Origin of the sequence: Marinobacter salinus (genome assembly GCF_001854125.1) — a bacterium.
Taxonomy (GTDB): Bacteria; Pseudomonadota; Gammaproteobacteria; order Pseudomonadales; family Oleiphilaceae; genus Marinobacter; species Marinobacter salinus.
Genome location: NZ_CP017715.1, coordinates 2,751,699 through 2,777,333, shown reverse-complemented (window position 1 = coordinate 2,777,333; position 25,635 = coordinate 2,751,699). Strand labels below are relative to the sequence as shown.

The following is a 25,635-nucleotide window of genomic DNA, read 5'->3' as shown; positions in this document are numbered from 1 at the left end:
TTACTGTTTGCCTGCAAGTTCTTTGGCCATTTCTTCCGAGCGTTTAAACGCCGCGTTATAGGCTTTGTGCACCAGATCTCTCATGCCGCCTTCTTCAAAGGTGTTGATTGCCTGCTCGGTGGTGCCCCCGGGAGACATGACGTTGCGTTTCAGTTGGCCGGGATCCTGCTCGCTACGGGCGGCCATTTCCGCCGCCCCTGCCATGGTCTGGATGGCCAGCTCCCGCGCGGTGTGCGGGGCAACGCCCGCATCGGTAGCAGCCGCTTCCAGGGCTTCCAGCATCAGGAAAAAATAGGCCGGGCCGCTTCCGGACAGGGCAGTGACGCCGTGCAACAGGTTTTCATCGTCAACCCAGAGCGCAGAGCCAATGCTCTCGAAAACAGACTCGACCATGCCTTTCTGGTCGTCTTTGACCTCGGCGTTGGCGAACAGTCCGGCGGCTCCCTTGCCCACCAGAGACGGGGTGTTGGGCATGACGCGAACCAGTGGCAAGCCGCCTCCCAGCCACTCATCCAGAGTCTCCGCGGTCAGGCCAGCGGCGATGGACACCATGAGAGGACGCGTGTTCTGAACGACCGGAGCTATGTCGCGACAAACATCCGCCATAACCTGGGGTTTGACGGCCAGGATCACCATGTCAGCCTGCTGGGCGCAATAGCGGTTGTCGGTCGTAACGCTCACGCCAAACTTTTTTCGGATTGACTGGAGGTGGCCGTCGTCCGGGGCACTGACCCAGATATCATTGGCCTTGTAGCCGCTGTCCAGCATACCGCCAATGATGGCTGTGGCCATATTGCCGGCGCCAATAAATGAAATGGTTGGTGATTTGCTCAAGATTGACTCCAACGGTTGATCGGTTAAACGTCCGGCCCTGATCATAGCAGGAACCGGCGGTTTCAGCTCTTCGGTGGGCGAGCACCGAATACGGCTGACCCGACCCGGACCCAGGTTGCGCCCTCTGCAATGGCCAATTCCAGATCGCTGGACATCCCCATTGAAAGGGTGTCCAGGGGGCCTGCGCCCGGCCGACTGGCCTTCAGGTCTGTCAGCGCATCAGCCAGTTTGCGAAAGCTCAGTCGCAAACTGGCCTCCGGTTGGTCCGGATCAGGGATTGCCATCAGGCCCCGCAGCGAGAGATTCGGAAGTGGCCCTATATCCCCGACCAGCTGGGGAAGCTGATCGAGCAGGCAGCCGGATTTACTCTCTTCCCCATTGATGTTGACCTGCAGGCAGATATTCAATGGTGGAAGGGCGGGGTCGCGCTGCTCGCTGAGCCGGCGTGCAATCTTGAGCCGGTCCACGCTGTGTACCCAGGAAAAGGATGAGGCAATCTGGCGGGTCTTGTTGGACTGGATAGGGCCAATGAAGTGCCACTCGATTTCCGGTACATCACGGAGAGCATCAATTTTGTCGAGAGCCTCCTGCAGGTAGTTTTCGCCAAACGCGGACTGCCCCGCTGCAACCGCTTCGTGAAGTTCTTCGGCCGAGCGGGTTTTGCTGACAGCGAGCAGGTGCACGGAACCGGGCGCGCGCCCCGCCTGCAATGTTGCTTTTTGTATGCGTCGGGTTACGCTCCCGATGTTGTCTGCTATGCTGCTCATAGTGTGAAATCGCCATGTCCGGTCTGTCACATATACGGTGACACGGTACCCGCAGGTCACTGAAATGCCAAGTGAACCGCGTCGGAGTCCTACCGGACAGATGCTTCCGGGATAAAAAGAAAACGCCTTCCGAGGATTCCTATGGATATTACTGAACTGCTTGCCTTCTCGGCCAAACAGGGTGCGTCCGACTTGCACCTGTCCGCTGGCCTGCCCCCGATGATTCGTGTTGACGGCGATGTGCGCCGGATCAATCTGCCGCCGATGGAGCATAAAGAAGTCCACGGGCTGATTTACGACATCATGAACGACAAGCAGAGAAAGGACTACGAGGAATTCCTGGAAACCGACTTCTCCTTTGAAGTTCCGGGTGTGGCCCGTTTCCGTGTTAACGCCTTTAACCAGAACCGGGGCGCCGGTGCGGTGTTCCGGACCATCCCGTCGAAGGTCCTGACCATGGAAGACCTGGGCATGGGTCAGACGTTCAAGGATATTTCCTCGGTACCCCGTGGCCTGGTGCTTGTTACAGGGCCTACCGGTTCAGGTAAGTCCACCACGCTGGCGGCGATGATGGACTACATCAACGACACCCGTTACGAGCATGTCCTCACCATTGAGGACCCGATCGAATTCGTGCATGAGTCCAAGAAGTGTCTGGTGAACCAGCGGGAAGTACACCGGGACACTCTTGGCTTTAACGAAGCATTGCGCTCCGCTTTGCGGGAAGACCCGGACATTATCCTGGTGGGTGAGCTTCGTGACCTTGAAACCATTCGCCTGGCGCTGACGGCGGCTGAAACCGGCCACCTGGTGTTCGGTACCCTGCACACCACCTCTGCCGCCAAGACCATTGACCGGGTTGTCGATGTTTTCCCGGCGGAAGAGAAATCCATGGTGCGATCGATGCTGTCCGAGTCCCTGCAGGCGGTTGTCTCGCAGACCCTGATGAAGAAGATGGGCGGTGGCCGGATTGCCGCCCACGAAATCATGATCGGTACCTCAGCGATCCGCAACCTGATTCGCGAAGACAAGATTGCCCAGATGTATTCCTCGATCCAGACCGGCGGGTCCCTTGGAATGCAGACGCTGGACCAATGTCTGGAGCGCCTGTTGCAGAAGGGGCTTATCTCCCGCGAGGCAGCTCGGGCCAAAGCGAAGATGCCGGACAACTTCTGATTGGACGCTAACAGGAAACACGAGAACAGGTGCTTACATGGAATTTGAAAAACTGCTTCGTCTAATGGTTGAGAAAGGTGGGTCCGATCTGTTCATTACCGCCGGGGTTCCCCCCAGCATGAAAGTGAATGGCAAGGTGCTCCCGGTTACCAAAAATGCCCTGACTCCAGAGCAGACTCGCGAGTTTGTTTACGGCTCCATGAATGACAAACAGCGGGCCGAGTTTGAGGAAACCCACGAATGCAACTTTGCGATCAGTGCCCGCGGCATTGGTCGTTTCCGTGTGAGTGCCTTTTTCCAGCGCAACCTCTGTGGCATGGTTTTGCGCCGTATCGAAGTGAAGATTCCCCAGATAGACGACCTGTCGTTGCCAGAAGTCATCAAGGACCTGGCCATGACCAAGCGTGGACTTATCATGTTCGTCGGGGCGACCGGTACGGGCAAGTCTACCTCGCTGGCGGCAATGCTCGGGCACCGGAATCGCAACAGTCGCGGTCACATCATCTCCATCGAAGACCCCATCGAATTCGTGCATCAGCACCAGGGGTGTATTGTGACCCAGCGGGAAGTGGGTATTGATACCGAAAACTTCGAAGTTGCCCTCAAAAATACGCTGCGGCAGGCGCCGGACGTTATTCTGATCGGCGAGGTTCGGACCCGCCAGACCATGGAATATTCCGTGCAGTTTGCGGAAACGGGGCACCTGTGCCTGGCAACCCTGCACGCCAACAATGCGAACCAGGCGCTGGACCGGATCATCCAGTTTTTCCCGCCTGAGCAGCATAACCAGATCTGGATGGACCTCTCCCTCAACCTCAAGGCGATTGTTGCGCAACAGCTTGTGCCAACGCCTGATGGCAAGGGACGCAAGGCGGTCATTGAAGTCCTGATCAATACGCCCCTGGTGGCAGACATGATTCGTAAGGGCGAGGTGCACAAGCTCAAAGAGCTGATGTCCAAATCCAACGAATCCGGCATGCAGACCTTCGATCAGGCGCTCTACCGGCTGTATGCGGAAGGCTCTATCACCTATGAGGACGCACTCGCCCATGCCGATTCTGCCAATGACCTGCGCCTGATGATCAAGTTGGGTGCTGACGCCCAGGGCGCGGACAAACTGTCCTCGTCGGTCGACAGGTTATCGATACAGGAGGATTAGACTAAAGTCGTAAAATGTTAGGTTCGTGAACCAGTAGGATTGGCATTTGAGGCTATCCGCCTGACGGCACTGGCTGACATTGGGTGCGCGGTGGAATGACATGCGAAGCGGCTGGACCGTGGATGCCGCTATCGGCACCCTGATCTTTGCCGATGATGCCAGGGTCAATGAGCGTGAATACGCGCACGAAGATCCCACGCAGCCGGTGTCCGGTGCCAACTACCAGGGCACCTACGAGCTGAGTGCCTGGAGCGCTTCGGTCCAGGGAAGCAAATCGTTTTAAGCTGTCGGTAACTTGCTGGTCAACCGATCACCTGGCCACGATAGATGACTTTTTTCTTCCGTGGCGGGTCAATCTCTCCGCCGTCAGGGTCGTGTGCTGATGCCGTTGGCGCGTCGGCAATTACCTGGCCCCGGTAATTTCTCTTCATGCCATCGTCTTCTTCATCGGATTCGATGTTCAGTTGCGGAACCTGTTCTTTAAGGGTTTCCCAGGTACGAATCAGGTGGCTGGAGCGGGTCTTTCGGGCGTAATCAGCCAGCTGCTGTTCCAGATGCTCTTCCGTTAGGTGCAGTTTGACGCCGAATTCGGTGTGAATCAGGCGGCGGCACTGGTGAACCAGTTTCAGCACGCTGGGGTCCAGCAGCCAGCTACGTTCAGATGCCAGAGAAGTCATGGTTTGAGCCTCAGGAAAGTGTGTCAAAACGTGGCGTTGCCCGGGAGGAAGTGTCCGGTAATTGCAGGGCGCCGACACTTGGTAAAAAGCGAATATCGTGCCGTAAAGACGCAGTGTGCGGCAGGGGGCGTCTGCTGCGGCCTGGCTTGAAAAACAGGGCTGGAGCGGCAGGCTCAGCTCTTGAGTCGCTGCCGCATATCGGTGCAATTTGAGATCCCGTGCCCTGTTTTGGTTTGGATTAGTGCGCTTCGTCCCAGTTGTCTCCGGCCCCGGCCTCCACCAGCAGGGGGACATCCAGTTCGGCTGCTGCGGACATGCGGCTCTCCAGCCCGGACCGGATCTTCTCCAGAGCCGACTCCTTTACCTCCAGAATCAGTTCGTCGTGAACCTGCATAGTCATGCGGGCTTCGTCACCATGCTCTCTCAGGAGCCAGTCTTCCACCTCGATCATCGCCCGCTTGATGATATCCGCGGCAGTGCCTTGCATGGGAGCATTGATTGCGGTCCGTTCCGCGGCCTGCTGCATTTGCTTGTTGCGGGCATTTATCTCGGGCAGGTAGAGGCGACGTCCGAACAGGGTTTCTACAAAACCATCGTCATGCGCCTGCTTGCGGATGTTGTCCATATATTTCAGCACCCCGGGGTAGCGCTCGAAGTAGCGATCAATGTATTGCTGGGCCACTTTTCGCGACACGTCCAGCTGCCTGGACAGGCCAAAGGCAGACATGCCATAGATCAGGCCAAAGTTAATGGCCTTGGCACTGCGCCGCTGATCACCTGAGACTCCGTCTACGGACACCCCGAAGACTTCCGCAGCGGTTGCCTTGTGGATATCTTCGCCTTTCTCGAAGGCTGTCAGAAGGCCCTTGTCGCCGGACAGGTGCGCCATAATACGTAGCTCGATCTGCGAGTAGTCTGCGGCCACAAGCTTGTAGCCCTCCGGCGCGATAAAGGCCTGGCGGATGCGCCGACCCTCCTCACTGCGGATCGGGATATTCTGCAAGTTGGGCTCTGACGAAGAGAGCCTGCCTGTGGCGGTGACCGCCTGATGATAGGAAGTATGCACCCGGCCAGTGCGATGGTTGATCAGCTCCGGCAGAGTGTCGGTATAAGTGGACTTGAGTTTGCTCAGGCTCCGGTGTTCCAGGATCAGGCGAGGCAGTTCATGGTCGTGCGCCAGCTCCTGCAGTACTGGTTCGGCAGTGGACGGCGCGCCCTTTGGGGTCTTTTTGATCACCGGCAGGCCCATCTTGTCATAGAAGATAGCTTGCAGCTGTTTGGGGGAGCCCAGGTTGAAGGTTTCACCTGCAACTTCGTGGGCCTCCTGCTCCAGCTCGGCCATCCGCTCCGCGAGTTCCTGGCTGTGTTTTCTGAGAACGCTCGCGTTGATCAGGGTGCCCCTCTGTTCCATCCGCGAGAGAACCGGAACCAGTGGCAGATCAATCGTTTCATAGACGGAAGCCAGCTTGCCGGTGTCGGCAAGCATAGGCCGGAGGGCGTGGTGGAGCCTCAAGGTGATGTCGGCATCTTCGGCGGCATAGGGGCCTGCTTTTTCGAGCTCGATCTGGTTGAAGCTCAGTTGCTTGGCCCCTTTGCCGGCAATGGACTCGAAGGTGATGGTTTTCTCTCCCAGGTACTGCATCGCAAGACTGTCCATGTCATGACGGGTCGCCACTGAGTTCAGGACATAGGACTCCAGCATGGTGTCTTCAGCGATGCCTTCCAGGTTGATATCATGATTGGCCAGTACATTCTTGTCGTACTTCAGATTCTGGCCCAGCTTGGCCAGTTTCGGGTCTTCCAGCAGTGGTTTGAGCTGTTTCAGTACGGTGTCACGATCAAGTTGTTCGGGAGCCCCCATGTAGTCGTGTCCAAGAGGGACGTATGCTGCTTCGCCGGGCTCGATGGCAAAGGAGACGCCCACGACCTCGGCGTCCATATAGCGGAGGCTGGTGGTTTCTGTGTCGAAGGCGAAGAGATCGGCCGCTTTCAGGCGTTTGACCCATTGGTCCAGCTCACCCTGATCGGTAATGACTGAGTAGCGCTTTTCGATATCGGCCGTTTTCTGTTGGTCTGGCCCGTTATCCGAGTGGCTGGAGGCTGCATCGTTTTCCAGCTCTGCGATCCAGCTCCGGAGTTCGTATTCCCGGAACAGCTCAAGGAGCTTGTCATCGTCCTGCTGTCTGAGCTCCAGGTCTTCCAGGCCGAAGTCGAGATCTACATCGGTTCTGATCGTTGCCAGTTCTCGGCTAAGGGGCAGGGTTTCTGTTGCTTCCCGAAGGTATTCGCCGATTTTGCCTTTTATCTCCCCTGAATGCTCTATCAGGGTGTCCAGGTCCTTGTAGCTTTCCAGCCACTTCACGGCTGTTTTCGGCCCGCATTTATTAACGCCGGGGATGTTGTCCACCTTGTCTCCCACCAGCGCAAGATAATCAATAATCTGTTCGGGCGTGACGCCAAACTTCTCTACCACGCCGTCACGGTTCATGCGGGTTTCCGTCATGGTGTTGATCAGAGTGACATGGTCGCTGACCAGCTGCGCCATATCCTTGTCACCCGTGGAAACCACCACATCAATACCCTTACTGGTGGCTTCATTGGCCAAGGTACCGATGACGTCGTCTGCTTCTACGCCACTGACAGTCAGCAGCGGGAGCCCCATGGCCTTGACGATCTCGTGAATCGGCTGAATCTGGCAGGCGAGGTCATCCGGCATGGGCGGACGGTTGGCTTTGTACTCCTCATACATTTCATGACGGAAGGTTTTGCCCTTGGCATCGAAAACAACCACCATTTTCGAGCCGGGAAAATCCTGCTCCAGCCGACGGATCATGCTGATCACGCCCTTGATGGCACCCGTAGGGTGATCCTTGCTGGTGGTCAGCGGTGGCAGTGCGTGATAGGCGCGAAAAAGATAGGACGATCCGTCCACAAGAACCACAGGTGGAGTCTTTTGCTCAGTCATGTCAAAACAGGTCCGGATTCTGATTGAAGCGTGGGTTGGCTTATGCAACTCTGTACTGAATTCAATGGATAAAAGGGTATCACGAAAATGAAAGCAATCTCCTGTCCGGCACTGCTGCTTGCCTGTTTCTCGGGTGCCGTTTTTGCCCAGGAAGACGGGGCGCTGGATGAGACGCTTGTTGAAACACCTGATGAGCCAGTGGTGATCTCGGACTATCAGCCCAGTAATGAAGGCCCCCAGATTGTTATCCGACCCGGGAAAGAAGAAGTTTTCTACGAATACCGGGTGAATGGCCAGCTGATGGAGATCAAGGTAGTGCCGGAAGTCGGGCCTGAGTATTACCTGGTGCCCGCAGATGGCGGTGGCTGGATCCGGGAAACCGATTCGGACATGTTGGTTCCCAGCTGGGTCCTGTTCCGCTGGTAATCCGGGCCCTCAAGGGTCGCCTTGTATAAAACACCGGGAGTCAGTCGGGGTCATCGGTAAAAATCCTTATTAATCTGTTTGTCGCTTTTAGTATGAACATTCTAATTTTTCTCCGTAACTTGAGAGGTGAGATTCGGGTAAGGGCCTGCGAACAGGGTTAAACCAGCTGGCCCGAAGTACTTTCAGGAAGCTAAGGAGAATAGAGATGGGTAAACTTAAATCGTATCAGGAACAGATTCAGGAAATCGTTGAGAAGGGCATCAACACTGCGGAAGAGCAGCAGAAAAAGCTGGCATCAATGCCGTTTGATTACGCAGAAAAGCTCGAGTCCGAGGCGCGTGAGTACAGCGTCAAGACCCTCCGAAAGCGCTACTACGGTTACAGTGAGAGCCTGTTCGACCAGTTGCGCAACCTTAACAGCCGTTTTGGCAACTTTGCAGCCGAGCTTGTTGCCAAGCTCGAAAAGGAAGTAGCAGAAGGTGCTGACGCAGTCTCTGAAGCAGCCGAGGACGTTTCCGAGGCAGCTCAGGAGGCCAAGAAGCCGGTCGCTCGCAAGACCACTGCGCGCAAGAGCACTTCTACTGAAAAGAAAACGACTGCTTCTGCCTGAACAGTCTGATGGCCCTCCGTTAACCGTGGGCCAGCAATAAAAAAAAGGGGGTGGTGCCGTAATGGCATCGCCCCCTTTTTGTGGGCATTGCCCTATGTTCGCTCGCGATTACTGAGTTTCAGGCTCTTCAAGGGGAAGAGTTCGGGGCTCGTCTGTAATCTCTTCCAGCCGTTTGATTTCCGACTCAAAGTCATTCTGAAGCTCTTCGAGTTCTGCCGTCTGTGAGCTGATTTCGCGCTCGATATCACGGATCTGGGACTCCAGGCGACGGATTTTTTCCAGCGTTGTTTCTGGAATGTCGCGACCTGCCCGCTCCATGTCGGCAGCGCGGCTTTGTTCATTGTCGAGTTGGCTGGAAATAACGGAAATATTACCTCGCTTCAGCTGAATCAGGCCCTTCAGCTCGCGGGTTTTACGATGCATGGCGCGAACGGCCTGATCCGGGTGGCTGTATCTCTTCAGGAGCCGGCTGTCTTTTTCTCGTTGAACCTCCAGCTCCTTTTGCCGCTGCTTTTCCGCTTCCCGGGCCGCTATTTCTTCTTCGGTTGGGGCCGGAGGAATGGTTTCGACGACCCGACCGCTGTTGCCCAGGATGTCGTAACCTCTTTTGGTCGCTTCCTGAGGGATGGTGTTACTGATCACGACCCGGCCGTTTTCATCCGTGTAACGGTACATTCCGGCTTCCACTGTGCCGGCAAGGCCCAGTGCCAAGGCAACGGCAGAAGCTGTTTTGAATGCTGTCAGACGGTAGGCCATCAATCAGACTCCGTAACGATCTCTATAACTGGCTACCTTTTCGGCGTGACCGGCAAAGTCCGGGTTGGCCTTCAGGTAATCCAGAACCTGTTCCAGGCGGATAATGCTCACAACGGGAATACCGAACTCCTGTTCCACCTCCTGGATAGCGGAAAGTTCACCGTTGCCTTTTTCCTGCCGGTCCAGCGCGATCAGCACGCCAGCCGGTTCGGCACCGGCGCTGCGAATCAGGTCAATGGATTCCCGGATAGCGGTGCCGGCGGTAATAACATCATCGACAATAAGCACTTTACCTTGCAAAGGCGCACCAACGATATTGCCGCCTTCACCATGATCTTTCTTTTCTTTGCGGTTAAATGCAAAGGGCTTGCTGTTACCGTCTGTAGCAAGCGCCATGGCAGTCACGGTCGCCAACGGAATGCCCTTATAGGCAGGTCCGAAAATGATGTCATAATTCAACCCGCTGCGTTTTATCGCTGCCGCATAGGCTTTGCTTAATTGAAGCAGGTCGTCTCCGGTGTTGAACAGCCCTGCATTGAAAAAGTACGGACTGGTACGGCCGGATTTAAGCGTGAATTCACCAAAGCGAAGTACGTTCCGGCGGATGGCAAATTCAATAAATGTTTGCTGATAGTCGTGCATGACAAGGCTTCTGGCGGGTGTGGATCTTTAATTAGCGCGTAAAAACGGTATCATACACACAAACCGAATCAGGGAACACGTATGCGGGTAGTATCAATCAGCGTCAACGGCCTGGCCCAGGCAGTTGATAAGGGTTTTTTTGACTGGCTGGCCGAGCAGGACGCTGATGTGATTTGCGTTCAGGACCACCGCATGCGCGCCTATGAGATTGAAGACTTCAATCTCATTCCCGAAGGGTATGAGGCCTATTTCATCGATGGTGAAAAAAACGAAGATGGTGGCGTAGGGGTCTACACCCGTCATTTCCCGAAAGCCATTATGTACGGCTTCGCCAATGAGCAGGCAGACCGCGAGGGCCGTTTCATCCAGGCAGATTTCGACAAGGTGTCGGTAGCCTGTGTGCTTGCCCCGTGTGCTCTGGGGCGCGAGGATGAGCCTCTGGGCGAAGACGACCTTACGATGCTGGATCACAAGGATGAGTTCATGGAAGGGTTTGGTCTGCATATGCAGAAGACCCTGCGCAAGCGCAGGCAGTTTATTTTCTGCGCCAACCTCCAGACTGCGCACCATGTGACCGACGCGAGCCCGCTTTATCACAAGTTCGACTTTTCCGGCTTTCTGCCCCACGAGCGCGCGTGGCTGGATCGCCTGTTCGATGAAATGGGCTGTATTGATGCATTCCGTGAAATCAACAAGCAGAGCAGTCAGTTCACGTGGTGGCCTGAGCAGGCTGAGGGTGCCCGCAAGAATGCCGGAATTCGAGTGGACTACCAGTTGCTGACGCCGGGCATCCGCAAGACGATTCAGGATGGTTGGATCGATGATGCGACCCGGTTCTCTGATCACTCGCCGGTGATCATGGATTACGACATCGAGATCGGCTTTTAAGCATCTGGGGAAGCACTGGCAGCGATGCCGCTCCCCAGAATCGCTGCAAGTACATCCCTGTACGCTTGTTTCCGGCCGTCCCTGGCCTCCAACATTCTGGGCAGCAGCATCGCTGCCAGTGCCCGGGCTTTGGACAGGTTGGGCTTAACCTTCCAGTGCCGCCTTCTGAATTTCAAACAGCTGCTCAATGCCGTTTTTGGCCAGGTCCAGCATGCTGTCCAGTTCACCTTTCACGAACGGTGCACCTTCCGCGGTGCCCTGGATTTCGATGAAGCCGCCCTGGTCCGTCATAATTACGTTCATGTCGGTTTCGGCCTCGGAGTCTTCCGGATAGTCCAGGTCAACGACCGGAATGCCTTTGTACACACCAACCGAAAACGCGGCGATCATCTGTTTAAGGGGTGATTTTTTCAGGCGTTTCTCAGCCACCAGATGGTTTAGTGCATCTACTAGCGCAACACAGCCGCCGGTAATGGCTGCGGTGCGGGTGCCGCCGTCGGCCTGGATGACATCACAATCGATGGTGATGCTGTGCTCACCCAGAGCGTTCAGGTCAACGGCGGCGCGCAGGGAGCGGCCGATGAGGCGCTGAATTTCCACGGTGCGCCCGCCCTGTTTTCCGCGGGCGGCTTCGCGCCCCATACGGCTGCCGGTGGAGCGGGGGAGCATGCCGTATTCTGCGGTGATCCAGCCTTTTCCTTCACCGCGCAGAAACGGCGGAACCTTGTTTTCGACGGAGGCGGTGCAGATCACTTTGGTGTCGCCGAATTCCACCAGTACCGAGCCTTCGGCGTGGCGGGTATAGTTCCGGGTGATTCGAACGTCTCTGGGTTGCTCGGGCGTTCTGCCGCTTGGTCGCATAGTGTTTCCTGAAGTGTGTGATGAGTGTCCGGGAGCCTGCCCCGGCCGAATCTTGGTCGAAAGGGCGCTGAGTATAACACGTTGATCGCCAGGGACACGGCCGGCCCCCCGGTTCCGTTCGCCGTTGGTGTGAAGAGCCTGTTAAACTCGAAGTCCTGTTATCAACCATGACCGGAGCAGACATGATCCGAAGTATGACCGCGTTTTCACGGAAGGACACGCAGGGCGACTGGGGGACACTGACGTGTGAGATCCGCACGGTAAACCATCGGTACCTGGAGCCCTCGTTTCGATTGCCTGAGGCGTTTCGTGAGCTGGAAAACCAGTTCCGGGAAGAGCTGCGCGGACAACTGAAGCGAGGCAAGGTGGATGTGTCCATGCGGCTGCAGCCTGCCGACAAGGCTTCCCAAGGTTTCGAGATCAATGATGATATGGCGAAGGCGCTTAATGAGGCGGCCAATCACGTCAATCGTATTCTCGATAATCCAGCCCACATCAGTGCTCTGGATATTCTCCGCTGGCCCGGTGTGATGTCAGTTCCCGAACAGGATTACGGTCCTGCCCGTGATGCGGCGTCGGGGCTGTTCAAAGACACTGTCCGCGATCTTGTCACGGTGCGGGAGCGGGAAGGGGAGCGCTTGCGCCCGCTGTTTGAAGACCGGCTGATGACGATGACCCGACGGGTGACAGAGGTGCGGGGGTTGATGCCGGAACTTCTTGCCGCTCAGGAGCAGAGCCTGCGTGATCGCTTTGAGAAAGCCGGGGTGGAGATCGAGCCCGAACGCGTTGCTCAGGAAATGGTTATGCTGGCCCAGAAAAGCGACGTTGCGGAAGAGTTGGAGCGACTCGACGCTCACGTCAGCGAAGTGGCCGATACCCTGAAGAGTGAAGAAGCCATTGGTCGCCGCCTGGATTTCCTGATGCAGGAACTGAACCGGGAAGCCAATACCCTCAGCAGCAAGAGCATCGACGCCCGGGTCACCCGCGCGGCGGTGGACCTGAAAGTGCTGATAGAGCAGATGCGTGAGCAGGTGCAGAACCTGGAGTGACGTGCGGACACTGGGCGAAAACCGTATAATTCGGCGCTTTCCCGTCAGTGCGACCTGGTTGGGTAGCTTTCTGATGTATACGTAGGTGGGGTTTTCATGAAGCAGGCAGTTGAACAAGGTACGTTGTATGTGATCTCGGCCCCTTCGGGCGCGGGGAAAACCAGCCTTGTGGCGGCAATGCTGCGCAATGATGAGAAACTGGGTGTTTCGGTTTCGCACACCACCCGGCCGATGCGCGACGGTGAGGTAGACGGCGTGAATTATCACTTCGTCAGTCGTGACGCTTTTGAGCTGATGATTTCCCGGGGTGACTTTCTGGAGCATGCTGATGTTTTCGGAAATTACTATGGCACGTCTCACATCTGGGTTCGCGAAACCCTTGCCAGGGGGCAGGATGTCATCCTTGAAATCGACTGGCAGGGTGCGGAGCAGGTGCGGCGCCTGATGCCTGAATGCGTCAGCATTTTCATCGTTCCGCCATCGGCGGAAGCCCTTCGCGGGCGGCTCACCGGCCGCGGTACGGATGCTCCGGAGGTGGTGGAACGCCGCCTGAAAGAAGCCGCAGAGGAGTGTCGGCATGCACTGGCGTTCGACTATCTGGTGGTGAACGATCAGTTTGAGGTGGCGTTGGCGGATCTTCTGGCCATTGTCCGGAGTCAGCGCCTGCGGATGGCGGTCCAGCAGGACCGCCACAGGGCTCTGCTGACAGGGCTTTCACAATAGGTCCGATCGGAATCATAACTGTATACAAATTGAGCCGGCCGCAGTAAACTGTGCGGTCTGCTGAATCAGTCATTTTATTTTCGGGGAAGTTATGGCACGAGTTACCGTTGAAGATTGTCTGGAAAACGTTGATAACCGATTCCAGTTGGTGATGCTGGCTACCAAGCGTGCCCGTCAGCTCGCAACCAAGGGAGCGGAGCCCCTGGTGCCGGAAGAAAACGACAAGCCGACCGTTATCGCTCTGCGAGAAATTGCCGAAGGCAAGATTGGTCGGGAATTGCTCAAGGAAGATCTCGACGAATAAGAGGCTGGGGATACATATACGTATCTGCACCTGAGAAGCATTGAAATCTGTCCCCGCGCTTTTATAGTGTAACTATGAAACGTTGTTGGTAGGACCAGGGAAGGACCCGGATGCAAGCATTCGGGTTTTTTTGTCCCTGAATTTTATTGAGGTTTTTGGAGGCGCGGTGTCGTTAGAGGCTACGGTTGAAGGGCTGGCGAAAGAGCTGAGTGCCTATCTGGATACCACTCGCATCAATCAGGTGCGACGAGCCTACTATTACGCCGAGCAGGCCCATGAAGGGCAGATGCGAAAGAGCGGTGATCGCTACATTACCCACCCCCTTGCGGTTGCCCACATCCTTGCCGAGCTTCGCCTGGACCACCAGAGCCTGATGGCGGCCATGCTCCACGACGTTATTGAAGACACAGGTATCCCCAAGGATGCGCTCGCGGAGCAGTTTGGTGATGATGTGGCAGAGCTCGTTGATGGAGTCAGCAAGCTGACCCAGATCGAGTTTCGTACCCGCGCAGAGGCTCAGGCCGAGAATTTCCAGAAGATGACTCTGGCCATGGCCCGGGATATTCGGGTTATTCTGGTGAAGCTCGCGGACCGGCTGCACAATATGCGCACGCTGGGGCCCATGCCCTATGAGAAGCGGCAGCGGATCGCTACAGAAACCCTCGACATTTATGCCCCGATAGCGAATCGCCTTGGCATGCACTCCATCTGCACTGAGCTGGAAGATCTGGGGTTTTCCTCGCTGTATCCAATGCGTTCGAAGTACATCTCCAAGGCCGTTGACAAGCTGAGGGGAAGCCACCGCGAGATTATCGACGAAATTCGCGATAAGCTGCAGGAAAAGCTGGAAGAGCGCGGGTTGCCGGGGCGTATTCTGGGGCGTGAGAAACATCTGAACAGCATCTATAACAAGATGAAGTTCAAGCACAAATCCTTCCACGAAATCATGGACGTGTACGCTTTCCGAATCATTACCGACACTGAAGATGACTGCTACCGGATTCTTGGCGCTGTTCACAGCCTCTACAAGCCTCTGCCCGGCCGGTTCAAAGATTATATTGCCATGCCCAAGGCCAATGGCTATCAGTCCCTTCACACCACACTTTTTGGCATGCATGTGAACATCGAGATTCAGATCCGGACTGAAGAGATGGAACACATTGCCAATAATGGTATTGCCGCCCATTGGATGTACAAGAATGAGCCGAGTAGTGTAACCACCGCAAACCAGGCGAGGGTTGACCGGTGGGTCAAGGGACTGATGGAAATGCGTGAGCGTGCTGACGACTCACTTGAGTTTATCGAGCACGTAAAGGTGGATCTGTTCCCTGACGAGATCTATGTCTTTACGCCCAAGGGTAAGATAATGGAACTCCCCAGTGGCGCTACCCCGGTGGATTTTGCCTATGCGATCCACACGGATATCGGGAACGCAACCGTTGCCTGCCGAATCAATCGTAATCTGGGCTCCCTGAGCCAGCCTTTGCAGAGCGGTCAGACCGTCGAGGTCATCACTGCACCAGGTGCGCGCCCGAATCCCGCATGGCTCAGTTTCGTGGTCACGGGCAAGGCCCGCAGCAGTATCCGGCATGTTTTGAAGAATCAGAAGCGTGCGGAGTCTCTGGAACTGGGCAAATCACTCCTCAAGAAATCGCTCAAAGGCTTTGGTGCGCGGTTGTCGGAAATCAGCGACACTCAGATGCAGGCCGTGGTGAGCCATAACCAGGTCAACAGTCTGGACGACCTGATCAGCGACATTGGCCTTGGCAACCGTATGGCGTACCTGGTCGCACGTCAGCTGGTCAACGGTGCTGAAGGCGTGGAAAACGCCGGAGCTTCCAGGGATATTCGTGGTGGTGATCGGAGTCCGATGACCATCAGTGGAACGGAAGGTTTGCTGGTCCGCTTTGCCAGTTGCTGCAAGCCAATTCCGGGGGATCCGGTGATTGGCATGATGGATTCCGGTAATGGCATGGTTATTCATTCCGATACCTGCTCCCGGTTGCCGGAAGACGATGAAAGCCGGGCCCGTCTCACCCATCTCAAGTGGGCCAAGGATATCACCAATGAGTTCTCGGTTGAGCTGCGTGTGGAGTTGGAGCGTCAGCGTGGAGTGATTGCCGAGGTGGCAAACGCCGTCGCCATGGCCGATGGCAACATCGAACGGATCAACGTCGAAGATCAGAATGCCAAGTTCGGCATTGTCAGTCTTGTCGTACACGTTAACGGTCGTAGACATTTGGCGAGGGTAATGCGCCGTATCCGTAATATCCGGGCGGTCACTCATATCAACAGGGTCCGTCACTGAGGCAGACCAAAGCCCGGTTGACAGTAGCTGCGCCAAGAGGTGACGATTGGCGTTTTGAACAAGAGGAAGTCCAAGGGCATGACCAACAAATCCGTTATCCAGACCGAAAACGCGCCCCAGGCGATTGGTACCTATTCCCAGGCCGTAAAGGCCGGCGATACTGTGTACCTGTCTGGTCAGATTCCGCTGGTGCCGGAAACCATGGAAGTGGTTGCCGGGGATTTTTCCGCCAAGACACGTCAGGTTTTCGAAAATCTGAAAGCTGTCTGTGAAGCGGCGGGTGGTGAGTTGAAAGACATCGTGAAGCTCAACATTTACATGACCGATCTGGCAAACTTCGCCACGGTTAATGAGATCATGGCGACCTATTTCCAGGAGCCATACCCAGCTCGTGCTGCGGTGGGTGTAGCGGCTTTGCCCAAGGGTGTGCCCATCGAAATGGAAGCTGTGATGGTGCTCAGCTAACAGCTGGCCCAGATTAGTAAGAGGCGGCCGGGTGCCGCCTTTTTTGTTTCCGGGGTCTACTTTTCGTCAATCATGGGTCGGTAGCCGGCTCTGAAGTCCGGATACCGAAAATGAAAACCGGAGTCCAGTAGGCGCCTGTTGCTCAATCGCTTACTGCCCGCACGGCCGCCTTTCCTGGCATCATCGGCCGGGGGAGCGCAAGGTGTTTGCTGGCGTATCCACTCCACGACGTCATCCAGCCTGACTGGCTCACAATCGCTCGCAATATAGAGCTCCTCAAGAGACTGGTTCGACAGTGAACGATTCACCAGGTGCTGGACAACTGTAGCGGCGTCGTCCTCATGGATACGATTGCTGAACGGGGCAGGCGCCTGAGGATTCATTCGCCCCTCAATGACTTCCTCAAGGAAACGTTGTCTGGAGGGGCCATAGATTCCGCTAAAGCGAATGATTGTGGCTGAGTGCCCGCTGTTCAGGGCAGTCTGCTCGCCCGCCAGGATCTGTTCTCCGCTAAATCGCGCCGGCAGGGTCGGGCTGTTTTCGTCGAGCCAGCTGTCATCATCCTGTGAGTACACGCTGGTACTGCTGATATAGATGAGTTGTTTCAGTGATTGTCCGTTGAGGGCTTTGATGAGGTTGGCCAAGCCGTGGACATAGGCGTTCCGGTAGCCCTGTTCGTCATAGCTGGAGGGAGTAAGGCAGTAAATGACAATATCGAGGTCATCAGGCAATGTCTTTTCGAGGGTGTCCGGGCGTGTCAGGTCCGCACCTATAGCGCGGATTCCCTCCGGCACCCGGTCCGGATTTCGTCTCAGACCAAACACTTCGGCTGAGCCGGCCAAAAGCCTGGCAATGGCTCCACCCAGTTTGCCGCAACCAGCCACCAGAATTCGGGGTGGCTGGGTTGTATCAGTGATTGCCATAGACAATTTCAATCCTTATGCTTTACCTCATAAATAAGTGAACCGTCGCCCGCTTTCCTTTGACCGGAGCTCACCATGACTCTCACCGAGTTACGATACGTCGTTACGCTTGCCCGCGAAAGGCATTTTGGCCGCGCTGCCGAGCGCTGCCACGTCAGTCAGCCGACGCTGAGTGTCGCTGTTAAAAAGCTGGAGGATGAGCTGGGCATTCCGCTGTTCGAGCGTAGCAAGAGCAGTATCCGGGTCACGGAAACAGGACAGCGCATCATCGAGCAGGCCCAGCGCGTACTGGACCAGGTCGGAGTGATCAAGGACATGGCTCAGGACGGCAAGAATCAGCTGAACTCTCCGCTGAAAGTGGGCGCCATTTATACCATAGGGCCTTATCTGTTCCCTCATTTGCTCCCGGAGCTGAGGCGGGCGGCACCGGAAATGCCGCTGTACATAGAAGAAAATTACACAGCCACGTTGCGCCAGAAACTGCGCCACTCGGAGCTGGATGCGATCATTATTGCCCTGCCGTTTGAAGAGCCGGAAGTGGTGACCTTGCCACTCTATGATGAACCATTCGTGGTTTTGCTTCCGGCCAGCCATCCCCTGACGAAGAAGAATGAGCTGACGGCTGAGGAGCTGGCCAAAGAGCAGTTGCTGCTGCTCGGGCCGGGACACTGTTTCCGCGACCAGGTACTGGAATCCTGCCCACCGCTGGTGGACGCCGTGACGCGGCGGGTCGACACCGCATCACCTGCTCTGGTTACTGAAGGCAGCTCTCTGGAAACCATACGCCACATGGTTGCCTCGGGTCTGGGAATCACCGTGCTGCCACTCTCTGCGGCAACGGCTATGCAATACCATGAAAACATTCTTGCAGTCCGGCCGTTCGCGGCGCCCGTTCCGTTTCGGACGGTCGCTCTTGCCTGGCGGGTGACCTTCCCCCGTCCCAAGGCGATTGATGTACTCTCCCTGGCCGCCAGTCAGTGCCGGGTTATTGAGAAAGCGAAAACCGATACCCCCATCATGGCCGAAAATGCCTGAGAGTCTTTATGACGTCACTGGATGACATTCCGGTCACTCAGCTAAAAGGTGTAGGAAGCGCCCTGGCAGAAAAACTCGCCAGACTGGGGATCTCCTCGTTACAGGATTTGCTGTTCCACTTGCCCCACCGGTATGAGGACCGCACCCGTGTGGTCCCAATGGGCAGTTTGCGAATTGGCGATGTGGCCGTTGTTGAAGGCGAGGTCATGAAGGCCGACCTGGTCATGGGGCGTCGCCGGAGCCTCCAGGTTACGTTGAAGGACCATAGCGGGTTTCTGGCTATGCGGTTTTTCCATTTCAACGCTGCCCAGAAAAATCAGCTGACCGAGGGGGCGTGGGTTCGGTGTTTCGGTGAAGTACGCCCAGGGCGAGCCGGTTACGAGTTTTATCATCCCGAATATCAGGTCAACCCGCCACCGATGCCCGCTGAAGGGCAAGCCACCTTGACGCCCGTTTACCCTCTCACTGAAGGCATTCAGCAACCCCGCATCCGTGGCCTATGCCAGCAGGCACTGGGATACCTCCACCGATTTCCGATCCGGGATTTGCTGCCTCCGGAATTACTCGCTGACTATCAGCTCCCGGGCATTAATGAGGCGGTTGAACTGGTCCACTCGCCGCCTGCGCATGCGCCTGTTCATTTGCTGATGGAAGGGCGGCACCCGGCCCAGCAACGGCTGGTGATGGAAGAGTTATTGGCGCACCAACTCAGTCTCTTGCAGGTTCGTGAGCAAATTCAGGCAAGAGAAGCTCTGCCACTTTTACCCTCGGGTGACCTCGTTAATCGGTTTCTCGATTCACTACCTTTCAAACTCACGGGTGCCCAGAGCCATGTAATGTCTGACATCCGTCAGGACCTCAGCCAACGGGTGCCGATGCTGCGCCTGGTCCAGGGCGATGTGGGGTCAGGGAAAACTGTGGTGGCGGCTCTGGCCGCTTTGCAAACCATTGGAGCAGGTGCACAGGTTGCCCTTATGGCACCGACGGAAATTCTCGCGGAGCAGCACTTCCAGAACTTCCGTGGCTGGCTTGAACCCTTGGGTATAGAGTTGTCCTGGTTGTCTGGAAAAGTGAAGGGTAAGGCCCGGAATGAAGCCCTTGAAGCCGTTCAGTCCGGGTCCGCGAGTATTGTGATTGGCACCCATGCCCTGTTTCAGAATGACGTTGCTTTCAGTCGTCTGGCCCTGGTGATTGTTGATGAACAACACCGGTTTGGCGTTCATCAGCGCCTGGCACTCCGTGAAAAAGGGGTTGGTGGCACACTCGCACCACACCAACTGATTATGACGGCTACACCTATTCCCAGAACCCTTGCCATGAGCGCCTATGCCGATCTCGACACATCGGTCATTGACGAACTGCCTCCGGGGCGCAAACCGATTGAAACCATTGTGATTCCCGACAGCCGGCGGGACGATGTTATCGAGCGAGTGCGGAATGCCTGCACAGCAGGTCGCCAGGCCTATTGGGTATGCACCCTGATCGAGGAATCGGAAGCGCTTCAGTGCCAGGCAGCGGAAGTTACGGAACAGGCGCTGGCGGAAAGGTTGCCGGATCTGAAAGTGGGGCTTGTGCATGGTCGGCTCAAGGCCCGGGAAAAAGCCGCTGTTATGGAACAGTTCAAGAACGGGGAGCTGGATCTGCTGGTCGCCACAACTGTTATCGAAGTCGGGGTGGACGTGCCGAATGCTTCCCTGATCATCATCGAGAACCCTGAACGTCTTGGCCTGGCCCAACTGCACCAGCTCAGGGGCAGGGTGGGGCGTGGAGAGCAGGCCAGTTTCTGTGTGCTGATGTATCATCCGCCACTTTCCGCCAACGGCAAGGCTCGGTTGCAGGCTCTCCGGGACAGCCAGGATGGCTTTGTTATTGCCGAGAAAGATCTGGAGATTCGCGGGCCGGGCGAGGTTCTGGGCACCCGTCAGACCGGAATGATGCAGTTCCGGCTGGCGGATTTCGAGAGAGATAAAGGCTGGATTGAGCCAGTGCGCGAGATGGCCCCTGGCCTGATGCAACAGCCACCTGTGGTTAACGGACTGGTTCGCCGCTGGCTTGGTGAAAAAATTCGTTATGGTGACGTGTGAACAGGTCTGGTGAGGCGTGGTTTACGTATTGCCTTGGTCTTGAAATGTATTCCGATCAACATTCCGGGATGCACATTGCTCTATACTGGAAAAAGATTTACGGGAACAGGCGGTAACCCGTGACCAGCAACATTCGGGAGAAAATGATGGAACTACCTGTCGCGGTTCAGCAGGCCTTGGGAGATTCTGCCCCGGGGGTTTCACTGCGCGATGCAAACCAGGCAACCAAGCAGGAGCTGCTTCGCATGACGCTGCTCAGTGACGGGGAGGGCAATCTCCAGGCGATTTGCCGTAAGGAGGACCTGATCGATCTTGAGTTACTGAATAAACAGCTTGGCAGAGATCTTCGCCTGATGAAACGGCGTGAGCAAGTCCGGGTTCGCGAGCGCGCGGGGCTGAGTATGCTCCCGGCGTTGCCCTCCCTGACGGGATGGCCGACGGTCGTGGACAGCCGGGTTGACGAGTTGCCTGCGGTCGCTCTGGAACTGGAAGAGCAGAACCTGGCCATGGTCATGCCTGCAAATGAGTTTCGGACGCTAACGGACAAAGCCAGACGCGGCTCCTTTGCAGTGGACACGGAATCGGTGATGGTCAATCTTGATGACCATGGCAGAGATAGGGACCAGTTCCATACTGCCATCAAGAAATTTACCGGTCTGCGTATCCAGCAACGCCTCGAAGACACTCTCGAGTTACCTCCCTTGCCTGAGACGGCGCAGAGGATCATTCACCTGAGGGTGAACCCGAATGCCGTGATGGGCGATCTCGTTGATATTGTCGAGAGTGATCCCAGCCTTGCGGCTCAGGTAGTAAGTTGGGCCTCTTCATCATTTTACGCCGCCGCCGGACAGGTTCGCTCGGTACACGATGCGGTGTCCAGAGTGCTGGGATTCGATTTGGTGATGAACCTTGCCATGGGCCTATCGCTGGGCCGCGCGCTCAAACAGCCCCAGGATCACCCAGAGGGTTACGTGGACTACTGGCAGCAGGCTATCTGGCAAGCCCAGTCCGCCGGTATTCTTGCCAGCATGATGCCTCGTGGTGAGCGCCCGGTTTTTGGTCTGGCCTACCTTGCGGGTCTGTTGCATAACTTTGGTTATCTCGTCCTGGCCCAGGTGTTTCCACCGCACTTCAAACTGGTTTGTCGTTCCCTGGAGGTGAATCCTCAGACAGACTCGTCCGTGACTGAGCAATACCTTTTGGGCATAACTCGAGAGCAGATCGCAGCGCAGTTGATGGAAAACTGGGGCATGCCTGACGAGGTCACGCTCGCCATTCGCTACCAGAAAAATCCATATTATGATGGCCCATGCGCTGTTTACGCGAAGTTGCTGTGGCTTGGTCGGCAACTGTTAACGTCGCGAGGCGTTGCCCTGGGGGCGGGCCAGCCAGTGCCTCAGAGCGTATATGATGAGCTCGGGCTCAACCGGGAACAGGTTGAGGAGCAATTCGATGAACTGGTGAACAGCAAAGACAGTATTATGGCGATGGCGGGCATGATGAGCCAGTAGCCTGCATTCCAAAAGCTCGAACTTCTTCAGCATTTCCCTCCCAAAAAAGCCGGCCCGAAGGCCGGCAGGTTCACCCGCTTTTTTGCAGAGACGTCCAAACTTATCAGGAGAAAACAACGGAGGGCGGCAACTGTCGCAGAGATATTTGCCACTCTCTTCTTTAATTTAGACAATGGGGGGGAAAAGAAAAGCCCCCGGTCGGATGAGCCAAAGAGTGAGCTTGCTGTCAGTTTTTCATTTATCCGGAAGCTATTGATTTGCTTTTCTAATGATTTCGATCAGCCGCATTGCTGGTTACAAAATGTTACAAAAATGCACTGCTAGCGCCTTTCCCGACGTTGACCGATCAGGAGCCAAACTGATGATGCCTGATCGCGGTAGCGGCACGCCTTATTTCATCAGCATGGATTTCTTCAACTTCAAACCGCTCCTTATCCATTTTCTGTACAAAGCGGGTTTCTGTTGCCTGCCGGGCCCGATGTGTCGGCATATGCTGTAGTTTCTCGTGAACAACAAGAAAAACCCGGAACGGCGACCGTTCCAGAAGTTCAGGGGCCACGTGATCCAGCAGGCCTTTGATGCGCAAACAGGCCTCTGAATATTCCACCTGATCCGCTTCCACTGCCATCGCGATAACACGGATACTGTCGATCATGTCCTGCCGCCGTTGTTGCTGGAAGGCGTCCGCTTTTTCGCTTCGCCGCCGGCTGTCAGCAATAATCCTGGCCTGGCGGCGGATAAACACCAAAAGCGAAGCAATGGCCAATACGCCAATTGTGATCAGTGTCCACTGCAGCCATTGTGGCATTGTGTTCTCCTCGCTTTAGGTCAGGCCCGTTTACGTTGTCGCTCCGGGCGCCAGACTTTGACAGTAACGGACTGGCCATTCAATACGGACGTGCCCACCAACGGATCAATCTGCTCGTCGCTCAGGATATCATTGATACTGGCTCCGGCATGAGCTGCGGCAATCGACTGACCCGTTCCCGGGCGGTCATGCCCCCAGCCGTGAGGTATCGATACGACACCAGGCATCAGGTCTTCTGTTATCTCCACCGGCAGTATTATCTTTCTGTCCTGTGCACTTATCCGGGCAGAATCGCTCGCCTGCAAGCCCAGTCTGCTGGCATCCCGGGGATGGATCATCAGTGTGCATCGGCCCTTGCCTTTGACCAGGCGTTGGCTGTTATGCATCCAGGAATTGTTACTGCGAACATGCCGCCTCCCAATAAGAAGCAAGTCATCTTTAACCGGTTGTTCGAGCTGCTCATGCAGGCGGTCCAGGTCCCGCAGGTAGCATCGGGGTGCCAGATTGATCTTGCTGTCCCGGGTGAAAAGACGTTCAGGCAGCGACGGTTGCAGGGGGCCGAGGTCCACTCCATTTGGGTTGTCCCTGAGTGCGGGCAGGGACAACCCTTTCGGGAGCCCCTGCCAACGCCGGTTCAATGGGCTCAGTTTTGCCATACCCTTAAGCGGGTGACCATCGGGCAGAATGTCCATGACCAGGTCGATGGCCGGCTGAGTCAGCCCCCGAATCCGGCCAACATCGGCACCATAGGGGCCTGTCCTGAGGAGAATGTCCAGGATCGGGTCAGGGCCGACCTGTTTGAAGGCTTGCCAGCCAAGCTCGGATCGGATAGGCAATCGGCCGCCCTTACGTTGTTTTTCGAGTCTGTGGGCAAGCTCCAGCAGTATTTCCCAGTCGTGGCGGGTATCGGGTCCGGCGTCGAACAGCGCGTCACTGTACTTGGCAACGTTGCGTACGGCGAACATGCTGAAGATCAGGTCATAGTGACTGCGCTCAAGCGCTGCTGTTGGCGGCAGTATCACGTCTGCATGGCGGGTGGTTTCGTTGAGGTAATAGTCCACGGATACCATGAAATCGAGGCTGCTGAAGGCCTCGTCAAGGCGTCGTCCATTGGGGCTCGAAAGCACTGGGTTGCCTGCCACGGTCACAAAGGCGCGGATCTGGCCTTCTCCCGGTGTCAGGATTTCATCGGCCATGGTACTGGCAGGGTACTCGCCGGCGAACTCGGGCAACCCCCTGACCCGGCTGTGGCGCTTGCCAAAATGGCCGCTCTGGCCAGAGATGGCCCCCAGCGCCACCAGGTCAATAGCGGGCTGGGTAAACAGCAGTCCCCCGGGCATATCCAGTTTGCCGGTAAGAATGTTCAGGCAATAGGCTAACCAGGTTGCGATGCCACCAAAAGCCTGGGTGCTAGTGCCCATACGCGTGTAAAGGGCCGCCTTGCGGGTATTTGCCAGCTTTCGGGCCAGCGCGCGGACGTCTTCAGCCGCAATGCCGGTGTGCTGGCTGACGGCCTCCGGTGAAAATCTCAGAGAAGCCAGTCGCAGCAGATCTGCATCTTTGGCCAGACGTTCCGCTGGGCCGAGGTCAATCAGATCCTCTGCGAAGAGGGTATGTACCATGGCCATCAGCAATAGTGCATCGGTGCCGGGCCGGATAAAATGGAATTCTTCGGCGAGTTTTCCGGTTTCTGTGCGGCGCGGATCCACCACAACCAGTTGTCCACCGCGGCTTTTGAGGCCCTTGATGCGGCCGCGAAAGTCGGGAACGGTCATGAGGCTGCCGTTGGATGCCATCGGATTGGCACCGATACAGATAAAGAGGTCGGTGTTGTCGATGTCAGGAATCGGGAACAGGATCTGATGCCCGAACATCTCCAGGCTTGCCAGCATGTGCGGTAGTTGGTCATTGGAGGTGGCTGAGAACCGGTTTTGGCTGCCTAGGGCTCTTAGAAACGGCATGGTAGCGACCAGTGAACCGTGGTTATGGACATTGGGATTGCCCAGGTAGACGCCAATACTGTTGCGGCCGAAGTCCTCGCGAGTCTGATGCAGCCTCCGTGCAACCAGCTCAAAGGCATCGTTCCACTCCATTTCCTGCCATCCGTTGCGGGTTCGACGAACGGGCTTCCTGAGCCGTTCCGGGTCTTCGTGGAGGTCTTGCAGTGCCACCGCCTTGGGGCAGATATGCCCATGGCTTAACGGATCATCCGCGTCACCCTTGATGGACGCAATGTGTCCGTCTTTCATCTCTATGGCGACGCCGCACATGGCTTCGCAAAGATGACAGGTGCGGTAATGAATGCCGTTTTCCATGGCGGGTCTCTCTGGGGGGCTATTGCTTGGGTTCATCGGTTTCATTGTGCAACCAGATTAGCAGGAAAAAAACGGGATGGGAAAAATCACGGGTGCCGTCCCCGGTAAAATAGGGCCAGCCCGTTGGGACTGGCCTGAATTGGAGAAAGTCCTGGTTTATTGCTCTGAGGGAATCTCCTTTACAGGGTTAGAGATGAAGTTCAGGTAAGCGCCCTGCTGGGGAATAATCAGGGGAATATCGATGGCAAAGACGCCCAGGGCAACGGCCCTGACGTTGATTTCCGGGATGTTGAGGTTTCGCTGTTCGACCTGCATACGCCCGTCATCAAAGAATGTCACACGGCCTTCG

The 25,635-nt window shown here is 56.3% G+C and carries 25 protein-coding genes; 14 read left to right on the top strand and 11 right to left on the bottom strand.

Features of this window, described 5'->3' with window-relative positions; translation table 11 throughout:
- Both proC and BKP64_RS12925 read right to left on the bottom strand, forming a co-directional pair.
- Window positions 1-834: a pyrroline-5-carboxylate reductase gene (gene proC / locus BKP64_RS12930; RefSeq protein ID WP_070973679.1), complete on the bottom strand. Its 834-nt coding sequence runs from the start codon at window positions 832-834 to the stop codon at window positions 1-3.
- A gap of 62 nt (window positions 835-896) precedes the next feature.
- On the bottom strand, window positions 897-1,601 hold the full coding sequence (locus BKP64_RS12925; RefSeq protein WP_070970742.1) for a YggS family pyridoxal phosphate-dependent enzyme: 705 nt from the start codon (window positions 1,599-1,601) through the stop codon (window positions 897-899).
- Window positions 1,602-1,742: 141 nt separating this feature from the next.
- On the opposite strand from BKP64_RS12925, the gene BKP64_RS12920 reads away from it, so the two are divergent.
- From BKP64_RS12920 to BKP64_RS12910, 3 genes are all read left to right on the top strand, one after another.
- Window positions 1,743-2,777 (top strand): type IV pilus twitching motility protein PilT, encoded by a 1,035-nt coding sequence (locus BKP64_RS12920; protein ID WP_070970739.1) that lies wholly within the window; start codon window positions 1,743-1,745, stop codon window positions 2,775-2,777.
- A 37-nt stretch (window positions 2,778-2,814) separates the two neighbouring features.
- Window positions 2,815-3,936, top strand: a complete 1,122-nt coding sequence (locus tag BKP64_RS12915) for a PilT/PilU family type 4a pilus ATPase (RefSeq protein WP_070970735.1) — start codon at window positions 2,815-2,817, stop codon at window positions 3,934-3,936.
- Between the two features lie 100 nt (window positions 3,937-4,036).
- Complete coding sequence (locus BKP64_RS12910) at window positions 4,037-4,219, top strand: hypothetical protein (RefSeq protein ID WP_070970733.1); 183 nt, start codon at window positions 4,037-4,039, stop codon at window positions 4,217-4,219.
- 19 nt (window positions 4,220-4,238) lie between these two features.
- Here BKP64_RS12910 and BKP64_RS12905 read toward each other — a convergent pair whose 3' ends face one another.
- Together BKP64_RS12905 and polA are read right to left on the bottom strand one after the other, a co-directional pair.
- A complete protein-coding gene (locus BKP64_RS12905) occupies window positions 4,239-4,613 on the bottom strand; it encodes a hypothetical protein (RefSeq protein ID WP_070970730.1) in 375 nt (124 codons plus the stop codon).
- A gap of 238 nt (window positions 4,614-4,851) precedes the next feature.
- Entirely contained in the window at window positions 4,852-7,578 is a 2,727-nt protein-coding gene (gene polA, locus BKP64_RS12900) for a DNA polymerase I (protein WP_070970727.1), read from the bottom strand.
- A gap of 87 nt (window positions 7,579-7,665) precedes the next feature.
- On the opposite strand from polA, the gene BKP64_RS12895 reads away from it, so the two are divergent.
- Together BKP64_RS12895 and BKP64_RS12890 are read left to right on the top strand one after the other, a co-directional pair.
- On the top strand, window positions 7,666-8,004 hold the full coding sequence (locus BKP64_RS12895; protein WP_070970724.1) for a DUF2782 domain-containing protein: 339 nt from the start codon (window positions 7,666-7,668) through the stop codon (window positions 8,002-8,004).
- Between the two features lie 205 nt (window positions 8,005-8,209).
- Window positions 8,210-8,614: a hypothetical protein gene (locus tag BKP64_RS12890; RefSeq protein WP_070970721.1), complete on the top strand. Its 405-nt coding sequence runs from the start codon at window positions 8,210-8,212 to the stop codon at window positions 8,612-8,614.
- Between the two features lie 108 nt (window positions 8,615-8,722).
- Here the strand turns inward: BKP64_RS12890 and BKP64_RS12885 are convergent, their stop codons facing one another.
- Together BKP64_RS12885 and pyrE are read right to left on the bottom strand one after the other, a co-directional pair.
- Window positions 8,723-9,370: a DUF4124 domain-containing protein gene (locus BKP64_RS12885; protein WP_070970718.1), complete on the bottom strand. Its 648-nt coding sequence runs from the start codon at window positions 9,368-9,370 to the stop codon at window positions 8,723-8,725.
- A 3-nt stretch (window positions 9,371-9,373) separates the two neighbouring features.
- Window positions 9,374-10,012: an orotate phosphoribosyltransferase gene (gene pyrE / locus BKP64_RS12880; protein WP_070970715.1), complete on the bottom strand. Its 639-nt coding sequence runs from the start codon at window positions 10,010-10,012 to the stop codon at window positions 9,374-9,376.
- 81 nt (window positions 10,013-10,093) lie between these two features.
- On the opposite strand from pyrE, the gene BKP64_RS12875 reads away from it, so the two are divergent.
- Complete coding sequence (locus BKP64_RS12875) at window positions 10,094-10,900, top strand: exodeoxyribonuclease III (RefSeq protein ID WP_070970712.1); 807 nt, start codon at window positions 10,094-10,096, stop codon at window positions 10,898-10,900.
- Between the two features lie 144 nt (window positions 10,901-11,044).
- On the opposite strand, the gene rph is transcribed toward BKP64_RS12875, so the two are convergent.
- Complete coding sequence (gene rph / locus BKP64_RS12870) at window positions 11,045-11,761, bottom strand: ribonuclease PH (RefSeq protein WP_070970709.1); 717 nt, start codon at window positions 11,759-11,761, stop codon at window positions 11,045-11,047.
- A gap of 182 nt (window positions 11,762-11,943) precedes the next feature.
- On the opposite strand from rph, the gene BKP64_RS12865 reads away from it, so the two are divergent.
- From BKP64_RS12865 to BKP64_RS12845, 5 genes are all read left to right on the top strand, one after another.
- Window positions 11,944-12,810, top strand: a complete 867-nt coding sequence (locus BKP64_RS12865; protein ID WP_070970706.1) for a YicC/YloC family endoribonuclease — start codon at window positions 11,944-11,946, stop codon at window positions 12,808-12,810.
- Between the two features lie 96 nt (window positions 12,811-12,906).
- Window positions 12,907-13,533 (top strand): guanylate kinase, encoded by a 627-nt coding sequence (gene gmk, locus BKP64_RS12860; RefSeq protein WP_070970703.1) that lies wholly within the window; start codon window positions 12,907-12,909, stop codon window positions 13,531-13,533.
- 91 nt (window positions 13,534-13,624) lie between these two features.
- Window positions 13,625-13,837 (top strand): DNA-directed RNA polymerase subunit omega, encoded by a 213-nt coding sequence (gene rpoZ, locus BKP64_RS12855; protein WP_070970701.1) that lies wholly within the window; start codon window positions 13,625-13,627, stop codon window positions 13,835-13,837.
- Between the two features lie 166 nt (window positions 13,838-14,003).
- Complete coding sequence (locus tag BKP64_RS12850; RefSeq protein ID WP_070973678.1) at window positions 14,004-16,145, top strand: RelA/SpoT family protein; 2,142 nt, start codon at window positions 14,004-14,006, stop codon at window positions 16,143-16,145.
- 78 nt (window positions 16,146-16,223) lie between these two features.
- The gene (locus tag BKP64_RS12845; RefSeq protein WP_036134303.1) at window positions 16,224-16,610 is read left to right on the top strand and encodes a RidA family protein; all 387 of its coding nucleotides are present in this window, start codon (window positions 16,224-16,226) and stop codon (window positions 16,608-16,610) included.
- 56 nt (window positions 16,611-16,666) lie between these two features.
- On the opposite strand, the gene BKP64_RS12840 is transcribed toward BKP64_RS12845, so the two are convergent.
- On the bottom strand, window positions 16,667-17,533 hold the full coding sequence (locus BKP64_RS12840; RefSeq protein WP_070970698.1) for an NAD-dependent epimerase/dehydratase family protein: 867 nt from the start codon (window positions 17,531-17,533) through the stop codon (window positions 16,667-16,669).
- A gap of 75 nt (window positions 17,534-17,608) precedes the next feature.
- Here BKP64_RS12840 and BKP64_RS12835 point away from each other — a divergent pair, with 75 nt between their 5' ends.
- The 3 genes from BKP64_RS12835 to BKP64_RS12825 all read left to right on the top strand — a co-directional run bounded on the left by BKP64_RS12835 (window position 17,609) and on the right by BKP64_RS12825 (window position 22,163).
- Window positions 17,609-18,568: a hydrogen peroxide-inducible genes activator gene (locus tag BKP64_RS12835; protein WP_070970696.1), complete on the top strand. Its 960-nt coding sequence runs from the start codon at window positions 17,609-17,611 to the stop codon at window positions 18,566-18,568.
- A gap of 8 nt (window positions 18,569-18,576) precedes the next feature.
- Window positions 18,577-20,652, top strand: coding sequence for an ATP-dependent DNA helicase RecG (recG, locus tag BKP64_RS12830; protein ID WP_070970694.1), 2,076 nt, complete (start codon window positions 18,577-18,579; stop codon window positions 20,650-20,652).
- 146 nt (window positions 20,653-20,798) lie between these two features.
- Window positions 20,799-22,163, top strand: a complete 1,365-nt coding sequence (locus BKP64_RS12825) for an HDOD domain-containing protein (protein ID WP_070973677.1) — start codon at window positions 20,799-20,801, stop codon at window positions 22,161-22,163.
- A 346-nt stretch (window positions 22,164-22,509) separates the two neighbouring features.
- Here BKP64_RS12825 and BKP64_RS12820 read toward each other — a convergent pair whose 3' ends face one another.
- The 3 genes from BKP64_RS12820 to BKP64_RS19405 form a co-directional block, all read right to left on the bottom strand.
- Window positions 22,510-22,971 carry a DUF2489 domain-containing protein gene (locus BKP64_RS12820; protein ID WP_070970691.1) on the bottom strand — a complete coding sequence of 154 codons (462 nt, stop codon included), beginning with the start codon at window positions 22,969-22,971 and terminating at the stop codon, window positions 22,510-22,512.
- Between the two features lie 20 nt (window positions 22,972-22,991).
- Window positions 22,992-25,286: a molybdopterin-dependent oxidoreductase gene (locus tag BKP64_RS12815; protein ID WP_070970687.1), complete on the bottom strand. Its 2,295-nt coding sequence runs from the start codon at window positions 25,284-25,286 to the stop codon at window positions 22,992-22,994.
- A gap of 156 nt (window positions 25,287-25,442) precedes the next feature.
- Window positions 25,443-25,601 (bottom strand): hypothetical protein, encoded by a 159-nt coding sequence (locus tag BKP64_RS19405; protein ID WP_198402616.1) that lies wholly within the window; start codon window positions 25,599-25,601, stop codon window positions 25,443-25,445.
- Between the last annotated feature and the right edge of the window lie 34 nt (window positions 25,602-25,635).

Excerpts from the sequence above, each read along its gene's own strand:
- BKP64_RS12925 (WP_070970742.1), bottom strand. The coding sequence starts at position 1,601 with ATGAGCAGCATAGCAGACAACATCGGGAGCGTAACCCGACGCATACAA.
- BKP64_RS12920 (WP_070970739.1), top strand. The coding sequence starts at position 1,743 with ATGGATATTACTGAACTGCTTGCCTTCTCGGCCAAACAGGGTGCGTCC.
- BKP64_RS12915 (WP_070970735.1), top strand. The coding sequence starts at position 2,815 with ATGGAATTTGAAAAACTGCTTCGTCTAATGGTTGAGAAAGGTGGGTCC.
- BKP64_RS12910 (WP_070970733.1), top strand. The coding sequence starts at position 4,037 with ATGCGAAGCGGCTGGACCGTGGATGCCGCTATCGGCACCCTGATCTTT.
- BKP64_RS12905 (WP_070970730.1), bottom strand. The coding sequence starts at position 4,613 with ATGACTTCTCTGGCATCTGAACGTAGCTGGCTGCTGGACCCCAGCGTG.
- polA (WP_070970727.1), bottom strand. The coding sequence starts at position 7,578 with ATGACTGAGCAAAAGACTCCACCTGTGGTTCTTGTGGACGGATCGTCC.
- BKP64_RS12895 (WP_070970724.1), top strand. The coding sequence starts at position 7,666 with ATGAAAGCAATCTCCTGTCCGGCACTGCTGCTTGCCTGTTTCTCGGGT.
- BKP64_RS12890 (WP_070970721.1), top strand. The coding sequence starts at position 8,210 with ATGGGTAAACTTAAATCGTATCAGGAACAGATTCAGGAAATCGTTGAG.
- BKP64_RS12885 (WP_070970718.1), bottom strand. The coding sequence starts at position 9,370 with ATGGCCTACCGTCTGACAGCATTCAAAACAGCTTCTGCCGTTGCCTTG.
- pyrE (WP_070970715.1), bottom strand. The coding sequence starts at position 10,012 with ATGCACGACTATCAGCAAACATTTATTGAATTTGCCATCCGCCGGAAC.
- BKP64_RS12875 (WP_070970712.1), top strand. The coding sequence starts at position 10,094 with ATGCGGGTAGTATCAATCAGCGTCAACGGCCTGGCCCAGGCAGTTGAT.
- rph (WP_070970709.1), bottom strand. The coding sequence starts at position 11,761 with ATGCGACCAAGCGGCAGAACGCCCGAGCAACCCAGAGACGTTCGAATC.
- BKP64_RS12865 (WP_070970706.1), top strand. The coding sequence starts at position 11,944 with ATGATCCGAAGTATGACCGCGTTTTCACGGAAGGACACGCAGGGCGAC.
- gmk (WP_070970703.1), top strand. The coding sequence starts at position 12,907 with ATGAAGCAGGCAGTTGAACAAGGTACGTTGTATGTGATCTCGGCCCCT.
- rpoZ (WP_070970701.1), top strand. The coding sequence starts at position 13,625 with ATGGCACGAGTTACCGTTGAAGATTGTCTGGAAAACGTTGATAACCGA.
- BKP64_RS12845 (WP_036134303.1), top strand. The coding sequence starts at position 16,224 with ATGACCAACAAATCCGTTATCCAGACCGAAAACGCGCCCCAGGCGATT.
- BKP64_RS12840 (WP_070970698.1), bottom strand. The coding sequence starts at position 17,533 with ATGGCAATCACTGATACAACCCAGCCACCCCGAATTCTGGTGGCTGGT.
- BKP64_RS12835 (WP_070970696.1), top strand. The coding sequence starts at position 17,609 with ATGACTCTCACCGAGTTACGATACGTCGTTACGCTTGCCCGCGAAAGG.
- recG (WP_070970694.1), top strand. The coding sequence starts at position 18,577 with ATGACGTCACTGGATGACATTCCGGTCACTCAGCTAAAAGGTGTAGGA.
- BKP64_RS12825 (WP_070973677.1), top strand. The coding sequence starts at position 20,799 with ATGGAACTACCTGTCGCGGTTCAGCAGGCCTTGGGAGATTCTGCCCCG.
- BKP64_RS12820 (WP_070970691.1), bottom strand. The coding sequence starts at position 22,971 with ATGCCACAATGGCTGCAGTGGACACTGATCACAATTGGCGTATTGGCC.
- BKP64_RS12815 (WP_070970687.1), bottom strand. The coding sequence starts at position 25,286 with ATGGAAAACGGCATTCATTACCGCACCTGTCATCTTTGCGAAGCCATG.
- BKP64_RS19405 (WP_198402616.1), bottom strand. The coding sequence starts at position 25,601 with ATGCAGGTCGAACAGCGAAACCTCAACATCCCGGAAATCAACGTCAGG.